General features: G+C 66.1%; 20 protein-coding genes. 9 read left to right on the forward strand and 11 right to left on the reverse strand.

The features are described 5' to 3' along the window. The first annotated feature begins 48 nt into the window (after positions 1 to 48). Positions 49 to 1335, forward strand: a complete 1287-nt coding sequence (locus ACSFCA_RS01015) for an amidohydrolase family protein (protein WP_435458332.1) — start codon at positions 49 to 51, stop codon at positions 1333 to 1335. Between the two features lie 9 nt (positions 1336 to 1344). On the opposite strand, the gene ACSFCA_RS01020 is transcribed toward ACSFCA_RS01015, so the two are convergent. Together ACSFCA_RS01020 and ompR are read right to left on the reverse strand one after the other, a co-directional pair. Further along, positions 1345 to 2649 carry an ATP-binding protein gene (locus ACSFCA_RS01020; RefSeq protein WP_435458333.1) on the reverse strand — a complete coding sequence of 435 codons (1305 nt, stop codon included), beginning with the start codon at positions 2647 to 2649 and terminating at the stop codon, positions 1345 to 1347. Beyond that, on the reverse strand, positions 2646 to 3368 hold the full coding sequence (gene ompR / locus ACSFCA_RS01025) for an osmolarity response regulator transcription factor OmpR (RefSeq protein WP_093073933.1): 723 nt from the start codon (positions 3366 to 3368) through the stop codon (positions 2646 to 2648). Before ompR ends, ACSFCA_RS01020 begins: the two co-directional genes overlap by 4 nt. 194 nt (positions 3369 to 3562) lie before the next feature. Between ompR and ACSFCA_RS01030 the strand changes: the two genes are divergently transcribed. Genes ACSFCA_RS01030 through ACSFCA_RS01045 form a run of 4 tightly spaced genes read left to right on the forward strand, consistent with a single transcriptional unit; the run spans position 3563 to position 6051 of the window. Continuing rightward, entirely contained in the window at positions 3563 to 4009 is a 447-nt protein-coding gene (locus ACSFCA_RS01030) for a hypothetical protein (protein ID WP_435458334.1), read from the forward strand. 17 nt (positions 4010 to 4026) lie between these two features. Next, on the forward strand, positions 4027 to 4317 hold the full coding sequence (locus ACSFCA_RS01035) for an EF-hand domain-containing protein (RefSeq protein WP_435458335.1): 291 nt from the start codon (positions 4027 to 4029) through the stop codon (positions 4315 to 4317). 1 nt (position 4318) lies between these two features. After that, entirely contained in the window at positions 4319 to 5179 is an 861-nt protein-coding gene (locus ACSFCA_RS01040; protein ID WP_435458336.1) for a sterol desaturase family protein, read from the forward strand. Next, the gene (locus ACSFCA_RS01045; RefSeq protein ID WP_435458337.1) at positions 5176 to 6051 is read left to right on the forward strand and encodes an alpha/beta hydrolase; all 876 of its coding nucleotides are present in this window, start codon (positions 5176 to 5178) and stop codon (positions 6049 to 6051) included. The genes ACSFCA_RS01040 and ACSFCA_RS01045 overlap by 4 nt, the downstream gene beginning before the upstream one ends. On the opposite strand, the gene ACSFCA_RS01050 is transcribed toward ACSFCA_RS01045, so the two are convergent. Further along, positions 6048 to 6899: an NAD-dependent protein deacetylase gene (locus ACSFCA_RS01050; protein ID WP_435458338.1), complete on the reverse strand. Its 852-nt coding sequence runs from the start codon at positions 6897 to 6899 to the stop codon at positions 6048 to 6050. The genes ACSFCA_RS01045 and ACSFCA_RS01050 overlap by 4 nt on opposite strands. 115 nt (positions 6900 to 7014) lie before the next feature. On the opposite strand from ACSFCA_RS01050, the gene ACSFCA_RS01055 reads away from it, so the two are divergent. Next, complete coding sequence (locus ACSFCA_RS01055; RefSeq protein ID WP_435458339.1) at positions 7015 to 7425, forward strand: GFA family protein; 411 nt, start codon at positions 7015 to 7017, stop codon at positions 7423 to 7425. An 11-nt stretch (positions 7426 to 7436) separates the two neighbouring features. Here the strand turns inward: ACSFCA_RS01055 and ACSFCA_RS01060 are convergent, their stop codons facing one another. The 6 genes from ACSFCA_RS01060 to icd form a co-directional block, all read right to left on the reverse strand. After that, positions 7437 to 7883, reverse strand: coding sequence for a DUF3574 domain-containing protein (locus ACSFCA_RS01060; protein WP_435458340.1), 447 nt, complete (start codon positions 7881 to 7883; stop codon positions 7437 to 7439). A gap of 205 nt (positions 7884 to 8088) precedes the next feature. Beyond that, the gene (sbcB, locus tag ACSFCA_RS01065; protein ID WP_435458341.1) at positions 8089 to 9528 is read right to left on the reverse strand and encodes an exodeoxyribonuclease I; all 1440 of its coding nucleotides are present in this window, start codon (positions 9526 to 9528) and stop codon (positions 8089 to 8091) included. After that, entirely contained in the window at positions 9529 to 10974 is a 1446-nt protein-coding gene (gene cls, locus ACSFCA_RS01070) for a cardiolipin synthase (protein WP_258354514.1), read from the reverse strand. 112 nt (positions 10975 to 11086) lie between these two features. Then, a complete protein-coding gene (gene clpA / locus ACSFCA_RS01075) occupies positions 11087 to 13408 on the reverse strand; it encodes an ATP-dependent Clp protease ATP-binding subunit ClpA (protein ID WP_093056971.1) in 2322 nt (773 codons plus the stop codon). A 67-nt stretch (positions 13409 to 13475) separates the two neighbouring features. Beyond that, positions 13476 to 13835, reverse strand: coding sequence for an ATP-dependent Clp protease adapter ClpS (clpS, locus tag ACSFCA_RS01080; RefSeq protein WP_070060554.1), 360 nt, complete (start codon positions 13833 to 13835; stop codon positions 13476 to 13478). Positions 13836 to 14085: 250 nt separating this feature from the next. Then, a complete protein-coding gene (icd, locus tag ACSFCA_RS01085) occupies positions 14086 to 15345 on the reverse strand; it encodes an NADP-dependent isocitrate dehydrogenase (RefSeq protein WP_093073915.1) in 1260 nt (419 codons plus the stop codon). Between the two features lie 218 nt (positions 15346 to 15563). Between icd and ACSFCA_RS01090 the strand changes: the two genes are divergently transcribed. The 3 genes from ACSFCA_RS01090 (at position 15564) to ACSFCA_RS01100 (ending at position 16813) form a co-directional block, all read left to right on the forward strand. Beyond that, a complete protein-coding gene (locus ACSFCA_RS01090) occupies positions 15564 to 15902 on the forward strand; it encodes a cell envelope biogenesis protein TolA (protein ID WP_093056973.1) in 339 nt (112 codons plus the stop codon). Between the two features lie 152 nt (positions 15903 to 16054). Then, on the forward strand, positions 16055 to 16255 hold the full coding sequence (locus ACSFCA_RS01095; protein ID WP_093075170.1) for a hypothetical protein: 201 nt from the start codon (positions 16055 to 16057) through the stop codon (positions 16253 to 16255). A gap of 99 nt (positions 16256 to 16354) precedes the next feature. Continuing rightward, the gene (locus ACSFCA_RS01100; protein WP_093173288.1) at positions 16355 to 16813 is read left to right on the forward strand and encodes a DUF192 domain-containing protein; all 459 of its coding nucleotides are present in this window, start codon (positions 16355 to 16357) and stop codon (positions 16811 to 16813) included. A gap of 69 nt (positions 16814 to 16882) precedes the next feature. Here ACSFCA_RS01100 and ACSFCA_RS01105 read toward each other — a convergent pair whose 3' ends face one another. Together ACSFCA_RS01105 and xseA are read right to left on the reverse strand one after the other, a co-directional pair. Continuing rightward, positions 16883 to 17464, reverse strand: a complete 582-nt coding sequence (locus tag ACSFCA_RS01105) for a superoxide dismutase (RefSeq protein ID WP_435458342.1) — start codon at positions 17462 to 17464, stop codon at positions 16883 to 16885. 49 nt (positions 17465 to 17513) lie between these two features. After that, on the reverse strand, positions 17514 to 18827 hold the full coding sequence (gene xseA, locus ACSFCA_RS01110) for an exodeoxyribonuclease VII large subunit (RefSeq protein WP_435458655.1): 1314 nt from the start codon (positions 18825 to 18827) through the stop codon (positions 17514 to 17516). Positions 18828 to 18886 lie beyond the last annotated feature (59 nt).

Consider the following 18886-nt stretch of genomic DNA (forward strand, 5'->3'; position numbering starts at 1 on the left):
CGCTCAAAGCGGCCGAAAATACCGTTCAACCGATCACAGGGCCCCACGATGCTCGACCTCCTCATCACCAACGCCACCCTCCCTGACGGCCGCACCGGCATGTCGATTGCCGTCGAGGGCGGCCGTATCGCCGAAGTGGCCGAAGGCCTCGTCGCCCCGGCGCACGAAACGCTCGATGCGCAAGGCCTGCTGCTCGCGCCCCACTTCGTCGACCCGCATTTCCACATGGACGCCACGCTGAGCTACGGCCTGCCGCGCGTCAACGAAAGCGGCACGCTGCTCGAAGGCATTGCGCTGTGGGGCGAGCTGAAGCCGCTGCTCACGGCCGATGCGCTGATCGAACGCGCGCTGGCCTACTGCGACTGGGCCGTGGCCAAAGGACTGCTGGCCGTGCGCTCTCACGTGGACACCAGCGACCCGAGCCTGCTGGCGGTCGACGCGCTGCTTGAAGTCAAGCGCCGGGTGGCGCCCTACCTCGATCTGCAGTTGGTCGCCTTCCCGCAGGACGGTGTGTTGCGCTCCCCGGGCGGCGTCGAGAACCTGGAACGCGCGCTCGACAAGGGCGTGGACGTGGTCGGCGGCATTCCGCATTTCGAGCGCACCATGGCCGATGGCGCGGCCAGCGTGAAGCTGCTGTGCGAAATAGCGGCCGAGCGCGGCAAGCTGGTCGACATGCATTGCGACGAGTCCGACGACCCGCTCTCGCGCCACATCGAAACATTGGCCTTCGAGGCGCAGCGCCTCGGCATGCAAGGCCGAGTGACGGGCTCGCACTGCACATCGATGCACTCGATGGACAACTACTACGTGAGCAAGCTGCTGCCGCTGATCGCGCAGAGCGGCGTGTCCGTCATCGCAAACCCGCTCATCAACATCACGCTGCAGGGCCGCCACGACACCTACCCCAAGCGCCGCGGCATGACGCGCGTGCCCGAGCTGATGGCCGCTGGCGTCAACGTTGCCTTCGGCCACGACTGCGTGATGGACCCGTGGTACGGCATGGGCTCGGGCGACATGCTCGAAGTGGCGCACATGGGCCTGCACGTGGCGCAGATGACCAGCCAGGCCGGCATCCGCCAGTGCTTCGAGGCGGTGACGACGAATGCAGCGCGCGTGATGCACCTGCAGGGCTACGGCATCGAGGCGGGCTGCGACGCGAGCTTCGTGCTGCTGCAGGCGCGCGATCCGGTCGAGGCGATTCGCCTGCGCGCCGCGCGGCTCAAGGTGTTTCGCAAGGGGCGCTTGCTGGCCGAAACGCCTGCCGCCACTGCAAGCCTGCACCTCGCGGGACGCGACGCCGCAACGAGCTGGATGGCACCGAAGCGCGCCGGCTGAGCGAGGCCGTCAGCCGGGCGGCAATGGCAGCCGCAGGCGTGCATGCAGGCCCTTGCCCGGGGGCGTCTCCAGTTCGAGCCGACCGCCATGCGCCTGTGCGATGCGCTGCACGATGGCCAGGCCGAGCCCCGCACCTGCCGTCCCGCCGCGATCCGCATTGCCACGGCGAAACGCCTGCTTGAGAGCATCCGCCTCGGCCGCGTCGATGCCGTCGCCGTGGTCGGCGACTTCGACAATCGCCTCCTGCCCCACCACGCGCGTCGACAGCGTGACCGGCGCCCGGCCGTGGCGCCAGGCGTTCTCGATCAGGTTGCCGATGGCGCGCTGCATGGCTTGCTGGCGCAGCGGCAGCGTGGGCGCGCCGCCCAGTTGCAGCGCCATGGGCCGGCCATGGTCGGCGCTGGCTGCGCCGAGCGCCCGGGCCATGTCGTCGAGCGATGTCGGCACCGGGAGCTCGTCGCCATCGCCGCGCGCAAAGTCGAGGAACTGGCCGACGATGGCGTCCATTTCTTCCACGCTGCGCGTCATGCTGCTCACGAGCTCGGGCTCCATGCGGTCGCGCAATATTTCCACGCCCAGGCGCAGCTTGGTGAGCGGCGTGCGCAGGTCGTGCGAGATGCCGGCCAGCATCAGGGCGCGCTCGCGCTCGGTCTGGCGCAGGCTGCCGACCAGTTGATTGAAGCTGCGGCTCACGGTCGCGACTTCGGTGGGGCCGTCTTCGGGCAGCGGCATGGGCTCGCGGCCCGCCGCCAGCGTGTGCGCGGCCTCCACCACGCGCACCAGCGGCCGGTTGAGCCGGCGCTGGAACCAAAGCGCACCCGCCAGCGCGAGCAACGCACTGCCTACAGATACCGCCACCAGCGCACCCGTGAATTCGCGCGCGGGCAAGAGGCCGGGCATCACGACCCAGTGATCGCTTCCGTCGAGCGTGAGCCGCAGCGCCAGGCCGCCGTCGGGCTCGCGGCGCCACACGGCCTCCACGCCCTGGCTCGCGATGCGCGCCGACACCGAGCGCACGAAGCCGCGCTCCAGCGGCGTGAGCAGTGCGCGCGGGCCGTGCGCCTTGTCGGCACGGCCGGCCATCGCCTGCTGGTTGAACCCCTCCACGAATGCCGGCCGCTGGGCCGGCGGCAGTGCCAGCATGCCCGCGCGGATGGCTGCCACGTTGCGCGCCACGCTCTCGGCAATCTGGTCGAGCCGTGGCTTGATGACCATCTCGCGCAACAGCAACCCGCCGCCGATCTGGCCCAGCGCGATGAGCAGCACGAGCAGCAGCGCGTTGCGCCCGAACAGGCTGCGCGGAAAGAGCTTCATGGCACGAACAGGTAACCCACGCCCCAGACCGTGCGGATGTGGCGCGGCTGAGCGGAATCGGCCTCGATGAGCTTGCGCAGGCGCATGACCTGCACGTCGATGCTGCGGTCGGTGGCCTCGTGCTCGCGGCCGTGGGCCAGTTCGATCAGGCGCTCGCGGCCCAGCGGCCGGTTGGCGTTGAGCGCCAGCGCCTGCAGCAGCGAAAACTCACCGGTGGTCAGGGGGATGTCTTCTTTCGCGCCCTCCACCTCGCGCTCGAGGCGTCGCTCGCCAAGGTGCAGCGTGAAGGCGCCGAAGCGCACGCTTTCCTGCACCGGCGCCGGCCCGGTGTGCGCGCCCAGCATGCGCTGGCGCCGCACCAGCGCCTGGATGCGCGCCAGCAACTCGCGCGGGTTGAAGGGCTTCGGCAGGTAGTCGTCAGCGCCCATCTCAAGGCCGACGATGCGGTCGACCGGGTCGCCGCGCGCGGTCAGCATCAGGATTGGAATGGTCTCGCCCTGAGCGCGCAGCCGGCGGCACACGGCCAGGCCGTCTTCGCCGGGCATCATGACGTCGAGCACCAGCACGTCGAAGCGCTCGCGCGCGAGCAGCTTGTCGAGCGGCTGGGCGCTCTCGACGGTGCGCACGGCATAGCCCTGGTCGCCGAGGTAGCGCTGCAGCAGCGCGCGCAGGTCGGCTTCGTCGTCGGCAATCAGGATGCGGGCCAGCGCTTCGGTCATGCGGCGAATCGTAACGGCGGCTGCCCTGCCCGGTCGCGCGGGAATTCATGACAAACGATGACAGAGCCCCGGACGGCCGCTCACGGATTGTCATGAACGCACCGCGCTGCGCCATGGTCGGCTCACATCTCGCGGCCACAGTCGCTTTCACGGCTTCGCGAGGTGCGCAGCCGGCACCGCAAGGAGTCTTGAACATGAAGCGCGTTCTTTCCCTGTCCACTTCCGCCGCGCTGGCCGGCGTGCTGCTGGCGGCGGCCTTCACGGCCACCGAGGCTGGCGCTGCCAGCCGGCATGTCGTGCGGCCCAACGCCGCGGGTGGCACCACCGCCACGAACATGCGCGCGGTACGCGGGCCCGGCGGAGGCTATGCAGCCCGCGCCGGCACGACCTCGGTCAACCCCGACGGCTCGGCCAGCCACCGCAGTGGCTTCGCTGCAGCCGGCACGCGCGGCAGCGCAGAAAGCAGCGGCAGCGCGAGCCGTGACGCATCGGGCAACGTGACCCAGAGCCGCAGCACCACCGCCACCAGCGCCGCCACCGGCAACAGCGTGCAGAGCAGCACGAGCTACAACAGCGCCACCGGCCTGACGCACAGCGCCACCTGCTACAGCGCGGCCGGCGCGGTCATTCCCTGCCGTTGATGCAAGGGAGCGTGACCATGACAACCCGCCACGTCCTGCCGCTGCTGCTCGCAGCCGTGTCCTTCGCCGCCTGCGCCCAGGCGCCCGATGCCGGCCGAGCCGAACAGATGCGCACCGAGCTGCACAAGCGCTTCGGCGCCGCCGACACCAACGTCGATGGCCGCCTCACACGCGACGAAGCACGCGGCAAGATGCCGTGGGTCTACCGCAACTTCGACGCCATCGACAGCGCTCACGCGGGCTCGGTGACGATGGCGCAGATCGAGGCCTATGCCGTGACCCAGCAGCGCAACAGCCGGCAGAAATAGCATGTCCTTCGACCTGATCCGCGAGTCGATGGGGCCGGGCATCGCGCTGTGGCTGACCGGCCTGCTCGTCTTCGTGCTGGCCGCAGCCACGCTCGAAGGCCTGGTGCAGACCTTCGTGCGGCGCCAGGCCTACGACTGGCGCGCCTACGGCGCCTCGCTGGCCGACGCGGTGGGCCGGCGCGCGGTCGATGCGCTGGGCCTGTCGATTGCCGCGCCGGTGCTGGCCTGGGCGCACGCGCACCGGGTCGACACCATTTCGCTGTCGACGCCCGCGGCCTTCGCACTGCTCTTCGTGGGGCAGGAGTTCTGCTACTACTGGTATCACCGCGCGGCACACCGCGTGCGCTGGTTCTGGGCCACGCACGCGGTGCACCACTCGCCCAACGAGCTCACGCTGGCTGCCGCGCTGCGCCTGGGCTGGACGGGCAAGCTCACCGGCACGGCCCTGTTCTTCGCGCCGCTGGTGTGGCTGGGCTTTCCGCCGCTGACGGTGGTGGCCACGCTGGCGGCCAACCTGCTCTACCAGTTCTGGCTGCACGCGCCGTGGATGCCGCGCCTGGGGCCGCTCGAATGGGTGCTGAACACGCCGACTCACCACAAGGTGCATCACGCGTCGAACCCGGAATACCTCGACCGCAACTACGGCGGCGTGCTGATCGTGTTCGACCGGATGTTCGGCACCTTCGCTGCCGAGCGCGAGGACGTGACGCTGCGCTACGGCCTCACCACGCCGCTGCGCACCCACAACCCGTTGCGCATCGCCTTCCACGAGTGGGCGAACCTGGGCCGCGACCTCTGGAAGGCCGACGGCTGGCGCGCGAAAATCTCGACCCTCTTCGGTCCTCCGGGAGCTTCGTCATGACACATTTGCTGCGGATCTGCGCGGCCTGGCTGGGCATGCTGGCCTTCTTTCCGGCGATGGCGCAGCAAGTTGGCGCGCCGGTCGCCCCCACCGGCGTGCAACGGCTTGCCGACGTGCCCTACGGCCCCGATGCACGCCAGCACATGGACGTCTATCTGCCACCGAACGCACGCAACGCCCCGGTGCTCGTGATGGTCCATGGCGGCGCGTGGATGTTCGGCAACAAGGCAGCCGCCTCGGTGGTCGACATGAAGATCGAGCACTGGGTGCGCGACCAGGGCTTCATCCTGGTGTCGGTGGGCTACCGCTTCGTGCCGCAGGTCGACGTGATGCAGCAGGCTCAGGACGTGGCGCGCGCGGTGGCCACTGCGCAGGCAAGCGCGCCTTCGTGGGGCGGCGATGCGGGCCGCTTCGTGCTCATGGGCCATTCGGCCGGCGCGCACCTTGTTGCGCTGGTCAGTGCATCGCCCGACATCGCGCGGCAGCAAGGCGCACGTCCGTGGCTCGGCACCGTGGCACTCGACAGCGCTGCGCTGGACACTGCGGCACTGATGCGACGTCGCCACATGCCCTTCTATGACCGCGTGTTCGGCAACGACCCCGCCTACTGGCGCACCGTATCGCCCACCGACACCCTTGCGCCTGGTGCACCGCCGATGCTGCTGGTGTGCTCGACCCAGCGGCGCGATGGCTCGTGCACGCAGGCGAATCAGTTCGCGACTCGGGTCACGGCAATTGGTGGCCGCGCGGAGGTAGTGCCTGAAGACCTCTCGCACGCGCAGATCGACGGCGAACTGGGCCTGCCCGGTGCATACACGGCGTCGGTCGACGTGTTCATCCGATCCCTGCGCAAGGCGCCGGGCGAACGCTAGGCCACGCGATCCGGCTGCGGCTCGGGCGCCAGTTGCTGCGCAAGCGCCTCCAGCGCCTCGCCCACCGGCCGCTCGACCTTCAGCGAAAGCAGCGCGTCCGCGCGCGTGCGCCCCAGGTTCACCGCCGCCACCGGTTTGCCCGCCGCGGCGGCCGCCTGCACGAAGCGAAAGCCCGAATACACCATCAGCGACGAACCGGCCACGAGCACCGCATCGGCCTCCTCCAGCGCCGCGAAGGCGGCCGTGACGCGCTCCTTCGGCACGCTTTCGCCGAAGAACACAACGTCGGGCTTGAGCAGGCCGCCGCAGTGCGTGCACGCGGGCACCTCGAAGGCAGAGAAATCATGCCCCTGGAGATCGGCGTCGCCGTCGGGCGCGGCACGGGCTTCGAGTGCGGCCCAACTCGGATTGCGCTGCCGCAATTCGAGTTGCAGCGCCGCGCGCGGCGTGCGCCGCTCGCAGGCCATGCAGCGCACGGTGTCGATGCGCCCGTGCAAATCGATGGCGCCGCGGCTGCCGGCCGCTTCGTGCAAGCCATCGACGTTCTGCGTGAGCAGCAAACCCACGCGGCCCGCTGCCTCCAGCCGCGCCAGTGCACGGTGCGCCGCACCCGGGCGGGCGCCGGCCATGGTCGGCCAGCCGATCAGGCTGCGCGCCCAGTAGCGCTGTCGCGTGGACTCCTCGCCCATGAAGGCCTGGTAAGTGACGGGCGACGGGCGCTTCCATTCGCCCTCGACGTCCCGGTAGTCGGGAATGCCCGATTCGGTGCTGCACCCCGCGCCGGTGAGCACGAAGAGCTTGCGGTGGCGGGTGGCGAAGTCGGCGAGCGCAGTGGAATTGGCGTCCATCCGGGGAGCATACGTGGCCGCGCCAGAGGCTGCGCGGCCGGGGAAATAGCCAGCCATTGCGCCCGCAGGCCACTCTTTCTACGATGCCTGCTTCCCCCCAAAAAAAGGAATTCGCATGCAAGTACAAGGCGCCTGCCACTGCGGCCAGATCACCTTCGAAGCCGACATCGATCCGGAGAAGGTCTCGCTGTGCAATTGCAGCGACTGCCAGGTGCTGTCGGGCTCCGCCTACCGGGTGTCGGTACCGGTGCCGGCCTCCAGCTTCCGGCTGCTGACCGGCACGCCGAAGACCTACGTGAAGACGGCGGACAGCGGTGCGCGGCGACGGCACGGCTTCTGCGCGAACTGCGGCTCCCCGATCTGGGCGGCCGCGGACAGCGACACGCCGCCAAGCTATGCGCTGCGCGTGGGAGCGCTGGCGCAGCGCTCATTGCTGCCCCCGCATCGCCGTATCTGGTGCCGCTCCGCGCTGGCGTGGTCGGAAGACCTGAGCGGGCTACCGGCCATCGACGGGCAACCCTCCTGAGCGCGGCAGCCTTAGAAGCGGACGCAGACGGATTGCCGCTCCTGCAGCACCGCCTCTTGAGCGAATCGCTGGCGGTAGGTGCCGATGATGCTGGCGATGGCGGCGTCGTCCTTGTCGCTGCGCGGATGCAGCAGCACCACCAGCTTGGAGCGCTCGCGCACCACCTCGCCCGACACGCCACGCCATTGGCCGGCGGCATCGATCACCGTCAGGCCCTGCGGAAAAGCCGGCGTCATGGTGGTGTCGAGAAAGCCCGTCCACTCCGCATCCGACACCTGGCCGCCCGAGGGAATGGCCCGGCCGAAATAGAGCGTGTCACGTTCGAAGGTCTCGAAGCTGCTCCCGCAGGCTTTCGCAGCACCGGGCGCCGATGGCAAGGCGCTGCATCCGGCGAGCGCCGCGGCCATCGCGACGGCTGCCAGCGCGGTGCGGACAAGGGGCGAAATACCTGTAGTCATGCGAAATACCTCCATGCGTGATCAACCCGGTAGAAAGACCAGCGGCGCGGGCTGGCCCTCGGCGGGCGGCGTACCGTGGGCGAGCAGGCGCCAGCCGGGACTCCAGCGCGACAGACTGCCTTCGGCAACGGCGGCCTCCAGTGTCGTAGCTCTCCAGCCCCTTCGACAGTTCGGCGTTGATCGAAAGGCTCATGGGCGACGCGGATCAAGCCTCGGGCGCGATGGCCTCGGCGTATTCGTAGAGCGCGCCGAGGATTTCCTCGCCACGCTCGTCGGCGTTCTCGGACAGCGCATCGACCTCGCTGAACAGCATCTCGATGGTGCGCGCCCCGCCCTCGCCCTTGAAGAGCTTCGCCACCCGCAGGGCTTCCCAGCGTTCGGCCTCGTCCTCGTTGAGCAGCTCGGGCCAGTTGCGTGCGCGGTAGCGGAACAGGATCTCGTCGAGCCGTCCGTCGTCGAAGCCGGTGCGGTCCTTGGCCAGTTCTTCGGGCGACAGGCCGCGCAGCTGGTTGAGGCGCCGGCGGTCGGCGTTGCCGACGAAGCCGCCGTAGAGGTCTTCGTCGACGTCAGGTGTGGCCTCCTTCGGCCGGGCGTACACCTGTGACCAGATGGCGCTCATGTCGGGCAGGTCGCGTGCGACGGCGGCATGGCGCATGGCCGTGTCGAGGTCGACGCCCCAACGCTCGGCCATGGCCGGTGCCAGCGTGCGCAGGTTGCCGACCACCATCGGCGACTTGTTCAGGTGCACGCCCTTCACGGGCAGGCGCACCACGCCTTCGGGCAGGTCGGCCGTGCGGGTGAACAGGCGCAGCCGCAGCGTGTCGGCGTCGATGTCGCGCAACTCGCTCGGGTCGTGGGCAAGGTCCCAGGCAAGCAGCTCGTTCTTGTTGGTCGGATGGCTGGCCAGCGGCCACATCACGGCCAGGCAGCCGCGCTCGACCGGAAACATGCCCGAGACGTGCAGGAAGGGCTTCGCGGTTTCGCGCATCGCGGGCAAGCCTAGTTCGCTGGCAACGCGGTCTTTCTTGTGCAGGCCGAATGCGAAGTCGAACAGCTTGGGCTGCTTGTCGCGGATCAGGCGTGCCAGTGCAATGGTGGCGCGCACGTCGGAAAGCGCATCGTGCGCCGACTCGTGCAGCAGGCCGTTGGCACGCGCCAGGTCTTCGAGCTTGAAGCTGGGCTTGCCGTCTTCCTTCTTCGGCCACTCGATGCCGTCGGGGCGCAGCGCGTACGTGAGGCGCACCACGTCGAGCAGGTCCCAGCGGCCGCAGTCGTTCTGCCATTCGCGCGCATACGGGTCGATCAGGTTGCGCCAGAACAGGAAGCGCGTGACCTCGTCGTCGAAGCGAATCGTGTTGTAGCCCACACCGATGGTGCCGGGCTGCGAGAAGGCGCGCTCGATGTGCGCGGCGAATTCATGCTCGGGAATGCCACGCTCCAGGCACACCTGCGGCGTGATGCCGGTGATCAGGCAGGCCTCGGGGCTGGGCAGATAGTCCGGCGCGGGCTTGCAGTAGATCATCAGCGGCTCGCCGACTTCGTTGAGCTCGGCGTCGGTGCGGATGGCGGCGAACTGCGAGGGACGGTCGCGGCGCGGCACCGCGCCGAAGGTTTCGTAGTCGTGCCAGAGAAAGGTATGGTTCATTCAGAGCAAGGGTGAAAACAAGCGCGCAATGGCGTCGCCGAGGCGGCGCCAGAAACTCTGGTGCCGGTTGCCGCGCACCGCGCTGGAACTCTGCAGGTCGGTCTCGAACTGCGCCGCCAGCGGCCGGGTCAGTTCCGGACCATAAACCACCGCGCACACCTCGAAGTTGAGGCGGAAGCTGCGGTTGTCGAAATTCGCGGTGCCGATCATCGCGCAATGGTCGTCGACCACCAAGGTCTTGGAGTGCAGCATGCGCGCCTTGTACTCCCAGACCTTCACGCCGGCGGCGATGAGCTCGTCGAAGTACGAGCGCGCGGCGGCGCTCACGACGGCTGAGTCGCTACGGCGCGGCACCAGCAGGCGCACATCGACGCCGCGCAATGCGGCACTGGTGAGCGCCATCAGCGCCGGCTCGCCGGGCACGAAGTACGGCGTGGTGAGCCAGGCGCGATGCGTGGCCGAATGGATCGCCTCGACGTGCATCCGGTGGATGGCTTCCATCGCGTTGTCGGGGCCGCTGGTGACGATCTGCACGGGGATGTCGCCGGCTTCCAGCTGCGGCAGCATGGCGTTCAGGGTGTCGTCCATGCCACGCGGGTCTTCACCGGTGGCGTAGGTCCAGTCTTCGAGGAAGGTGGTTTGCAGCCAGCGCACCGCGCTGCCCTCGATGCGCAGGTGCACGTCATGGTAGGCGTCGGGGTTGGTGCGCTTGTCTTCCTCGTCGGTGATGTTCACGCCGCCCGTGAAGCCGACGCGACCGTCGCACACCACGATCTTGCGGTGGGTGCGGTAGTTGGTCACCGGGCGCAGGCGGCGGCCAATCTTGGTGTCGTGAAACAGCGCGACCTTCACGCCTGCCTCGAGCATCGGCGCCATGAAATTGCGGCCGATGCGCTTGGAGCCCAGTGCGTCGATCAGCAGCCGCACCGTCACGCCCTGCTTCGCGCGCTCGATCAGCAGGTCGCGCAAGGCAGTGCCGATCTTGTCGGGCTCGAAGATGTAGTACTCGAGGTGGATGTGGTTCTGCGCGGCGCGCACGGCCTCGAAGATCGCGTCGAAAGTGCGTGCGCCGCCTGAAAGCAGCTCGACATCAACGGCGCTCGACACCGGCAGCCCGCAGGTCGCGGTGCCCAGTTTGGCCATCTGCTGCAGCGCCGGCGGAGCGTTCTGCGCCGCGTCGCGCAGCCGCGCCACGTCGGCCTGGGCGGAGGCGCCAGCGCGGCTGCGCAGGCGCTTGAGCCGCTGTTTTCGCAGGCGCTGCGGCCCGAGAAAGTAGTAGATGACGAAGCCCGCAAACGGCAGCAGCGCCAGCGACAGGATCCAGCTCATGGTGGACACCGGCGCGCGCTTCTGCATCACGATCCAGACCGACAACACCGCGATGTAGCCGCTCCACGCCAGGGAGAGGCCGGTTTTCCATTCGTGGCTGAGTTCGGGGAGGATCAAGGCGAGGAGGCTTCGTGATTTCGGCGGCCCAAAGAAAAAGGCCGGCAGCGTGATGCTACCGGCCTTTGGAGGCGGTTCCGCAACCTCATCGGCCGCGGACTGCCCGGTTCTTTCAACCTGTCGCAGCTTCTTCCGCTTCGGGCTTCGACTTGCCTTCCTTCTTCGAAAGTGGCTGGATGTCGAGCAGCACTTCGTCCTTGTCGTCGAGGTCGACTTCGAGGCGGCCGCCGTCGGTCAGGCGACCGAACAGCAGTTCGTCGGCCAGCGCACGACGGATCGTGTCCTGGATCAGGCGCTGCATCGGGCGTGCGCCCATCAACGGATCGAAGCCCTTCTTCGCCAGGTGCTTGCGCAGCTTGTCGCTGAAGGTGACTTCAACCTTCTTCTCGCTGAGTTGCGTTTCCAACTGGAGCAGGAACTTGTCGACCACGCGCAGGATGATGTTTTCATCGAGCGCCTTGAAGTTGACGATGGCATCCAGCCGGTTGCGGAACTCGGGCGAGAACAGGCGCTTGATGTCGCCCATTTCGTCGCCCGCCTGGCGCGGGTTGGTGAAGCCGATGGTCGCCTTGTTCATGGTCTCGGCACCCGCATTCGTCGTCATGATGATGATGACGTTGCGGAAGTCGGCCTTGCGCCCGTTGTTGTCAGTCAGCGTGCCATGGTCCATGACCTGCAGCAGCACGTTGAAGATGTCCGGGTGCGCCTTCTCGATTTCGTCGAGCAGCAGCACCGCGTGCGGCTTCTTCGTGACGGCCTCGGTCAGCAGACCGCCCTGGTCGAAACCGACGTAGCCCGGAGGCGCGCCGATCAGGCGACTCACCGCATGACGCTCCATGTACTCCGACATGTCGAAGCGGATCAGCTCGATGCCCATGATGTAGGCCAGCTGCTTCGCCGCTTCGGTCTTGCCGACGCCCGTGGGGCCGGAGAACAGGAACGAGCCGATCGGCTTGTCGCCCTTGCCCAGGCCCGAGCGCGCCATCTTGACCGCGGAGGCCAGCACTTCGAGCGCCTTGTCCTGGCCGAACACCACGCTCTTGAGGTCGCGCTCGATGGTCTGCAGCTTGCTGCGGTCGTCGTTGCTGACGTTGGCCGGGGGAATGCGCGCGATCTTCGCCACGATTTCCTCGACTTCCGTCTTGCTGATGGTCTTCTTGCGCTTGCTCGGCGGCAGGATGCGCTGGGCGGCGCCGGCTTCGTCGATGACGTCGATGGCCTTGTCGGGCAGATGACGGTCATTGATGTACTTGGCGCTGAGCTCGGCCGCGGCCTGCAGGGCCGCCACGGCGTACTTCACGCCATGGTGTTCCTCGAAGCGCGACTTCAGGCCCTTCAGGATGTCGACGGTTTCCTGCACCGACGGCTCGACCACGTCGACCTTCTGGAAGCGACGCGACAGGGCCGCATCCTTTTCGAAGATGCCGCGGTACTCGGTGAAGGTGGTCGCACCTATGCACTTGAGCTGGCCGCTGGAGAGCGCCGGCTTGAGCAGGTTCGACGCGTCGAGCGTGCCGCCCGAGGCCGCGCCCGCACCGATCAGGGTGTGGATTTCGTCGATGAACAGGATGGCGTTCGGCTTGTCCTTGAGCGACTTGAGCACGCCCTTCAGGCGCTGTTCGAAGTCGCCGCGGTACTTGGTACCGGCCAGCAGCGCGCCCATATCGAGCGAGAACACGTTCGACTCGGCAAGGATCTCCGGCACGTCGCCTTGCGTGATGCGCCATGCGAGGCCTTCGGCGATGGCGGTCTTGCCCACGCCGGCTTCACCCACCAGCAGCGGGTTGTTCTTGCGCCGGCGGCACAGGATCTGGATGACGCGCTCGACCTCGTACTCGCGGCCGATCAGCGGATCGATCTTGCCGTCCTTGGCCATCTGGTTGAGGTTTTGCGTGAACTGCTCGAGTGGCGACGCCTTCTCGTTGCGTTCGCCGCCACCGTCCTCGCCCTCGCCCGAAGGCGCTTCGCCGCTACCCTTGACGGCTTCAGGCGGATCGCTCTTCTTGATGCCGTGGGCAATGAAGTTGACCACGTCGAGGCGGGTGACGCCCTGCTGGTGCAGGTAGTACACGGCGTGCGAGTCCTTCTCGCCGAAGATCGCGACCAGCACGTTGGCGCCGGTGACTTCCTTCTTGCCGTTGCCGGTGGACTGCACATGCATGATGGCGCGCTGGATGACGCGCTGGAAACCCAGGGTCGGCTGGGTGTCTACATCGTCGGTACCCGCCACCTGAGGCGTGTTGTCCTTGATGAAGTTGGTGAGCGACGCCCGAAGGTCGTCGACGTTCGCCGAGCAGGCGCGCAGAACTTCTGCGGCGCTCGGGTTGTCCAGCAAAGCGAGCAGCAGATGCTCCACGGTGATGAACTCGTGGCGCTGCTGCCGGGCCTCGACAAAGGCCATGTGCAAGCTGACTTCCAGTTCCTGGGCAATCATGTGATTTCCTTTTGCCTTGCTGTAAATAAGTTCTCAGATGGGTTGGAGCTTGCGCAATTCAACAGGTTCACGCAACTGGCTCACTGACACATTGCAGCGGGTGCCCAGCCTGCTGCGCCGCTTCCATGACCTGATTGACCTTGGTGGCCGCCATGTCGCGGGAATAGACCCCACAGACGCCGCGGCCATCGAGGTGGATCTTCAACATGATCTGGGTCGCGGTTTCTCGGTCCTTGCTGAAATATTCCTGCAGCACGACGATCACGAACTCCATGGGGGTGTAGTCGTCGTTCAGCATGACCACCTGGTACATCTGGGGCGGCGCGGTTTTCTGCGGCCGGCGCTCCAGGACGACCGAATCTCCGTCATCCCCGGCCGGCTTCTGGGCCGGCGGAGTGTTGGGAGTTTTGGGAATTCTCGTTGCCATGAAAAAGATTCTATAGAGCGTGCAAGCACCGTGCCGGCGAAAAAAACTTGGTGGCGCGTATCCGACAATTCAAGGGCATTGCGGCGGTTGCGACAGTATTTTTGATGAAGCGCACCCGCGAAGAGTTTTAGGCAAAAAGGGACGGCTGCGACCCGATCGAAGAGCCAATAAAAAGCCCTTGAATTCCTTCTGGAAGTTCAAGGGCTCATTGCATTGCAACGACGTCGCAAGACGTCGAAGCACGCGGCAATTACATGTGGTCGATCATCACCTGGCCGAAGCCCGAGCAGCTCACCTGCGTGGCACCGTCCATCAGGCGGGCGAAGTCATAAGTGACCTTCTTGCTGGCAATCGATTTTTCCATCGAGCTGATGATCAGGTCGGCAGCTTCCTTCCAGCCCATGTGGCGCAGCATCATTTCGGCCGAGAGGATCTCGGAGCCTGGGTTCACGTAGTCTTTGCCGGCGTACTTGGGTGCCGTGCCGTGGGTGGCTTCGAACATGGCGACGGTGTCGCTCAGGTTCGCGCCCGGGGCGATGCCGATGCCACCGACCTGCGCAGCCAGCGCGTCGGACACGTAGTCGCCGTTGAGATTGAGCGTGGCAATCACGCTGTACTCGGCGGGACGCAGCAGGATCTGCTGGAGGAATGCATCGGCGATGCTGTCCTTGACGGTGATTTCCTTGCCCGTCTTCGGGTTCTTGAACTTCATCCACGGGCCACCGTCGATCAGTTCGGCACCGAATTCCTTGGCAGCGAGGCCGTAACCCCAATCACGGAAGCCACCTTCGGTGAACTTCATGATGTTGCCCTTGTGCACCAAGGTGACGCTGGGCTTGTCGTTGTCGATGGCGTACTGGAATGCCTTGCGCACGAGGCGCTCGGTGCCTTCCCTCGACACAGGCTTGACGCCGATGCCCGAGGTGTTGGGGAAACGGATCTTCTTGACACCCATCTCGTCCTGCAGGAACTTGATGAGCTTCTTGGCCTTGTCGCTTTCGGCTTCGAACTCGATGCCCGCGTAGATGTCTTCCGAGTTCTCGCGGAAGATCACCATGTTGGTCTTGTGCGGCTCGCGCACTGGGCTCGGCACGCCTTCGAAGTACTGGATGGGGCGCAGGCAGACATAAAGGTCGAGTTCCTGACGCAGCGCGACGTTCAGCGAGCGGATGCCACCGCCGACGGGCGTGGTCAGAGGGCCCTTGATGGAGACCACGTAGTCGCGCACAGCGTGCAGGGTTTCCTCGGGGAGCCAGACGTCGGGGCCGTAGACCTTGGTCGACTTTTCGCCGGCATAGACCTCCATCCAGTGGATCTTCTTCTTGCCGCCGTAGGCCTTGGCCACCGCTGCATCCACCACCTTCAGCATCACTGGCGTGATGTCCAGGCCAGTCCCATCGCCTTCGATGAAAGGAATGATCGGTTGGTCAGGCACATTCAGCGAGTTGTCGGCGTTGACCGTGATCTTCTGACCTTCGGTCGGGACTTTGATGTGCTGATAACTGGTCATGAGGGGGGATGGCTCCGGGATTGACGTAATTTTGACGACTGTCAGCGAATTCAGACACGGGGTGGATTCGCTGTACAGCCCGCGAACAAATCGCTGTACATTTTAGACGCAACCCATCAGCAAGCGTTTGTCAACCGGCGAGCCAATGGGCTCGTTAGTGGCTGACCTTCTGCTCGCCGGGAGGCGTTTCCAACCAATTCTCGATAGAGGAATCATCAATGAGCAAAATTCTCGCAGTCATGATCGCTGGCCTGTTCGCCGCTGGCGCTTACGCCCAAAACCCGGCCGGTACGACGCCTGAGCAAGGTAACGCCACCAACAGCAAGTCGCAGCAACGTGCCGAAGCCAAGAAGGCTGCAAAGCCCGCTGGCCAAGTCAAGGCTGCCGCTGGCGACGAAGCCAAGACGCCCGAAGGCGGCGCCATCGGTGCCGACAAGGCTGCTGCCTCTGGCGAGAAGCGCGCAAGCACCCGCGACCAGCGTCGTCGCAACAAGGACGGCAGCGTGAAGCGCAAGTCGACCCAAGGCGGCACGCCTGACATGGCAGGTGCCAAGTAAGTCGGCCCAGCCCAGAAAAGAGCGCTCTTCGGAGCGCTTTTTTTTCGCCTGCCGCAAGCGTTCTGTTGTCAACCGCAGGAATCGGCCTCCGTTGAATGTCTACCTTCCGCAGGGAGGGCAATCCAAATCAACGAATTTCAAAGGATATGTTCATGAACAAGCTGCTCGCAGCCCTGGTCGCCGGTCTCTTCGCTGCCGGTGCTTTCGCTCAACAAGCCGAACCCACCACCGCAGCTCCCGCAGCCGCTCCCAAGGCCGCCAAGCACGCGCCTGCCAAGAAGCACGCTGCGGCCAAGAAGCACAAGGTCAGCCACGTGGCCAAGGCCCACACGGCCGCTGCCAAGAAGGTGTAAGCTTTCACGCTCACCGGCAATGCCCGCATCAGCGGGCATTTTTATTGGCGTTTTTTTGATTTAGGCCGGGCCCTGACCCCGCCCTGAAAGAGTTGCCCGATGTTCCAGCGTCTAGCCGCCCTGCTCCTCGCGTCCGCGTCCTTCATGATGCCGGCACACGCCCAGCAGCAACCCCAGACCGACCTGCCGCGTACGCAGTTGTCGGTCGGCCTGTACAAGATCGATGCGCAGATTGCGCAAACACCCCTGCAACGCGAAATCGGCCTGATGTTCCGCAAGGAAATGCCGCAGGCTGAAGGAATGATCTTCGTGTTCGAGCAGCCTGCCACTCAGTGCTTCTGGATGCGCAACACGATCCTTCCGCTGACCGCCGCCTTCGTGGCCGACGACGGCCGCATCGTCAACTTGGTCGACATGCAACCCATGACCGAGAACTCGCACTGCTCTCTGGAGCCCGTGCGCTACGTCCTCGAAATGAACCAGGGCTGGTTTGCCAAGAAGAACATCAAGAAGGGCGCAAAGCTCGGCGGCGAACTGTTCGCAGCCACCAAACGCTGAGTTTTTGCCGCCTGAAGCCCGCAAAAAAGCCGACCCTTGAGTCGGCTTTTTTGATGGGGAAACCCGGGCTCAGCCGAAGTTCTTGGCGACAAAGTCCCAGTTCACCAGCTTGGCCAGGAAGGTCTCGACGAACTTCGGGCGCAGGTTGCGGTAGTCGATGTAGTAGGCGTGTTCCCAGACGTCTACCGTCAGCAGCGCGCTGTCTGCAGTGGTCAGCGGCGTGCCGGCGGCGCCGGTGTTCACGATATCCACGGAGCCGTCGGCCTTCTTCACCAGCCAGGTCCAGCCCGAGCCGAAGTTGCCCACGGCCGACTTCACGAAGGCTTCCTTGAAGGCGTCGTAGCTGCCCCACTTGGCTTCGATGGCCTTGGCCAGCGCGCCAGTGGGAGCGCCGCCGCCCTGGGGCTTCATGCAGTTCCAGAAGAAGGTGTGGTTCCAGATTTGCGCGGCGTTGTTGTAGATGCCGCCGCTGGACTTCTTGACGATCTCTTCGAGCGTGAGCGACTCGAACTCAGTGCCCTTTTGCAGGTTGTTGAGGTTCACCACGTAGGCGTTGTGGTGCTTGCCGTAGTGGTACTCGAGGGTTTCCTTCGAATACTCGGGTGCCAGCGCGTCGAGGGCGTACGGCAGGGGTGGGAGCACATGTTCCATGGTTTTTTCTCGTGGGTTGGTTGTGGGAATCAGGGATTCTAGGAAGTAATTATTGAGGTAGCGTCGGACGCGTTCCCGTCGCGTCGCCCGGCGTGACGGTCAGGTCGACTTCGCCATCGGCGAGCCGCGCCTTGACGGCGTCGCCCGGCGCCAGTTGCGTTGCGCTGACGATCGCATGACCTTCTGTATCGGTCAGCCACGCATAGCCACGCTGCAAGACCAGTGCCGGATCGAGCAGCCGCATGCGCAACGCCACGCGTTCCAGGCGCTCACGACGCTGCACCAGTGCACGCCCCAGCTTCAGGGGAAAGTCCGCAGCGATCGACCGGGGCACCTGCGACAGGCGCTCCCGCCTCGACAGCACCGCATACCGAAGGCGCTGCACATGGTGCGCCAGGCGCAGTTGCTGGCGCGTCACAAGGCTCGAGGGTCGACCGAGGCGCCCCGCCGCCTGGTCGACGCGCTGTCCAAGGGCATCAAGGCGCCCGCCCAGCGCATCGCCGAGACGCTCGTCGAGCAGATCGAGCGCACCGAGCCACATGTCGCGCGGCGCACTCACCAATTCTGCCGCGGCGGTTGGCGTGGGCGCGCGCAGATCGGCGCAGAAGTCGGCGATGGTGAAGTCGGTTTCGTGCCCCACACCACTGATCAGCGGCACCGGGCTCTGCACGATGGTGCGCGCCAGGGTCTCATCGTTGAAGGCCCAGAGGTCTTCGATGGAGCCACCGCCACGCACCAGCAGGATCACATCGACGGCGGGTGCAAAGTCATAGAGCGATTGCAGCGCCCGCATCAGTTCGGCCGGCGCATTGGCTCCTTGCACTGCCGCGGGTGCAAGTACGACCGGAATGTGTGGAACGCGTCTTCGTAGCGCCGTCACAACGTCGTGCAAGGCCGCCGCGCCCAGCGACGTGACGACGCCGACCGCGCGCGGCATGGCCGGTAGCGCCCGCTTGCGCGCCGGATCGAAGAGTCCTTCGGCTTCCAGGCGTGCCTTGCGTTGCATGAACTGCTCGAACAAGGCGCCCTGCCCGGCTCGCCGCAAACTCTCTACAACCAGTTGAAGATCGCCGCGTGGCTCGTACACCGCAAGACGCCCGCGCACCTCGACCTGATCGCCATCGCGAGGCGAAAAGTCGAGCAAACCGGCTGCCCGCCGGAACATCGCGCAGCGCAGCTGGCCGGACTCGTCCTTGAGCGCGAAGTAACAATGTCCACTTGACGCGCGCGAAAAACCCGAGATCTCGCCGCGCACGGTCACCGGATTGAAGCGCGCATCGAGCGCGTCGGCCACCGCATGGCACAGCGCGCCCACTGCCCAGACACGCGGCCCGGGCGCGGAATTCGATTCACGCAAGTTCACAAAATGCACGCTCGGCCAAATGCCACTCTTCCACAACGGGCCGCACGCCCCTCGTCATC

The organism is Variovorax multivorans (assembly GCF_051216835.1).
GTDB lineage: Bacteria > Pseudomonadota > Gammaproteobacteria > Burkholderiales > Burkholderiaceae_C > Variovorax.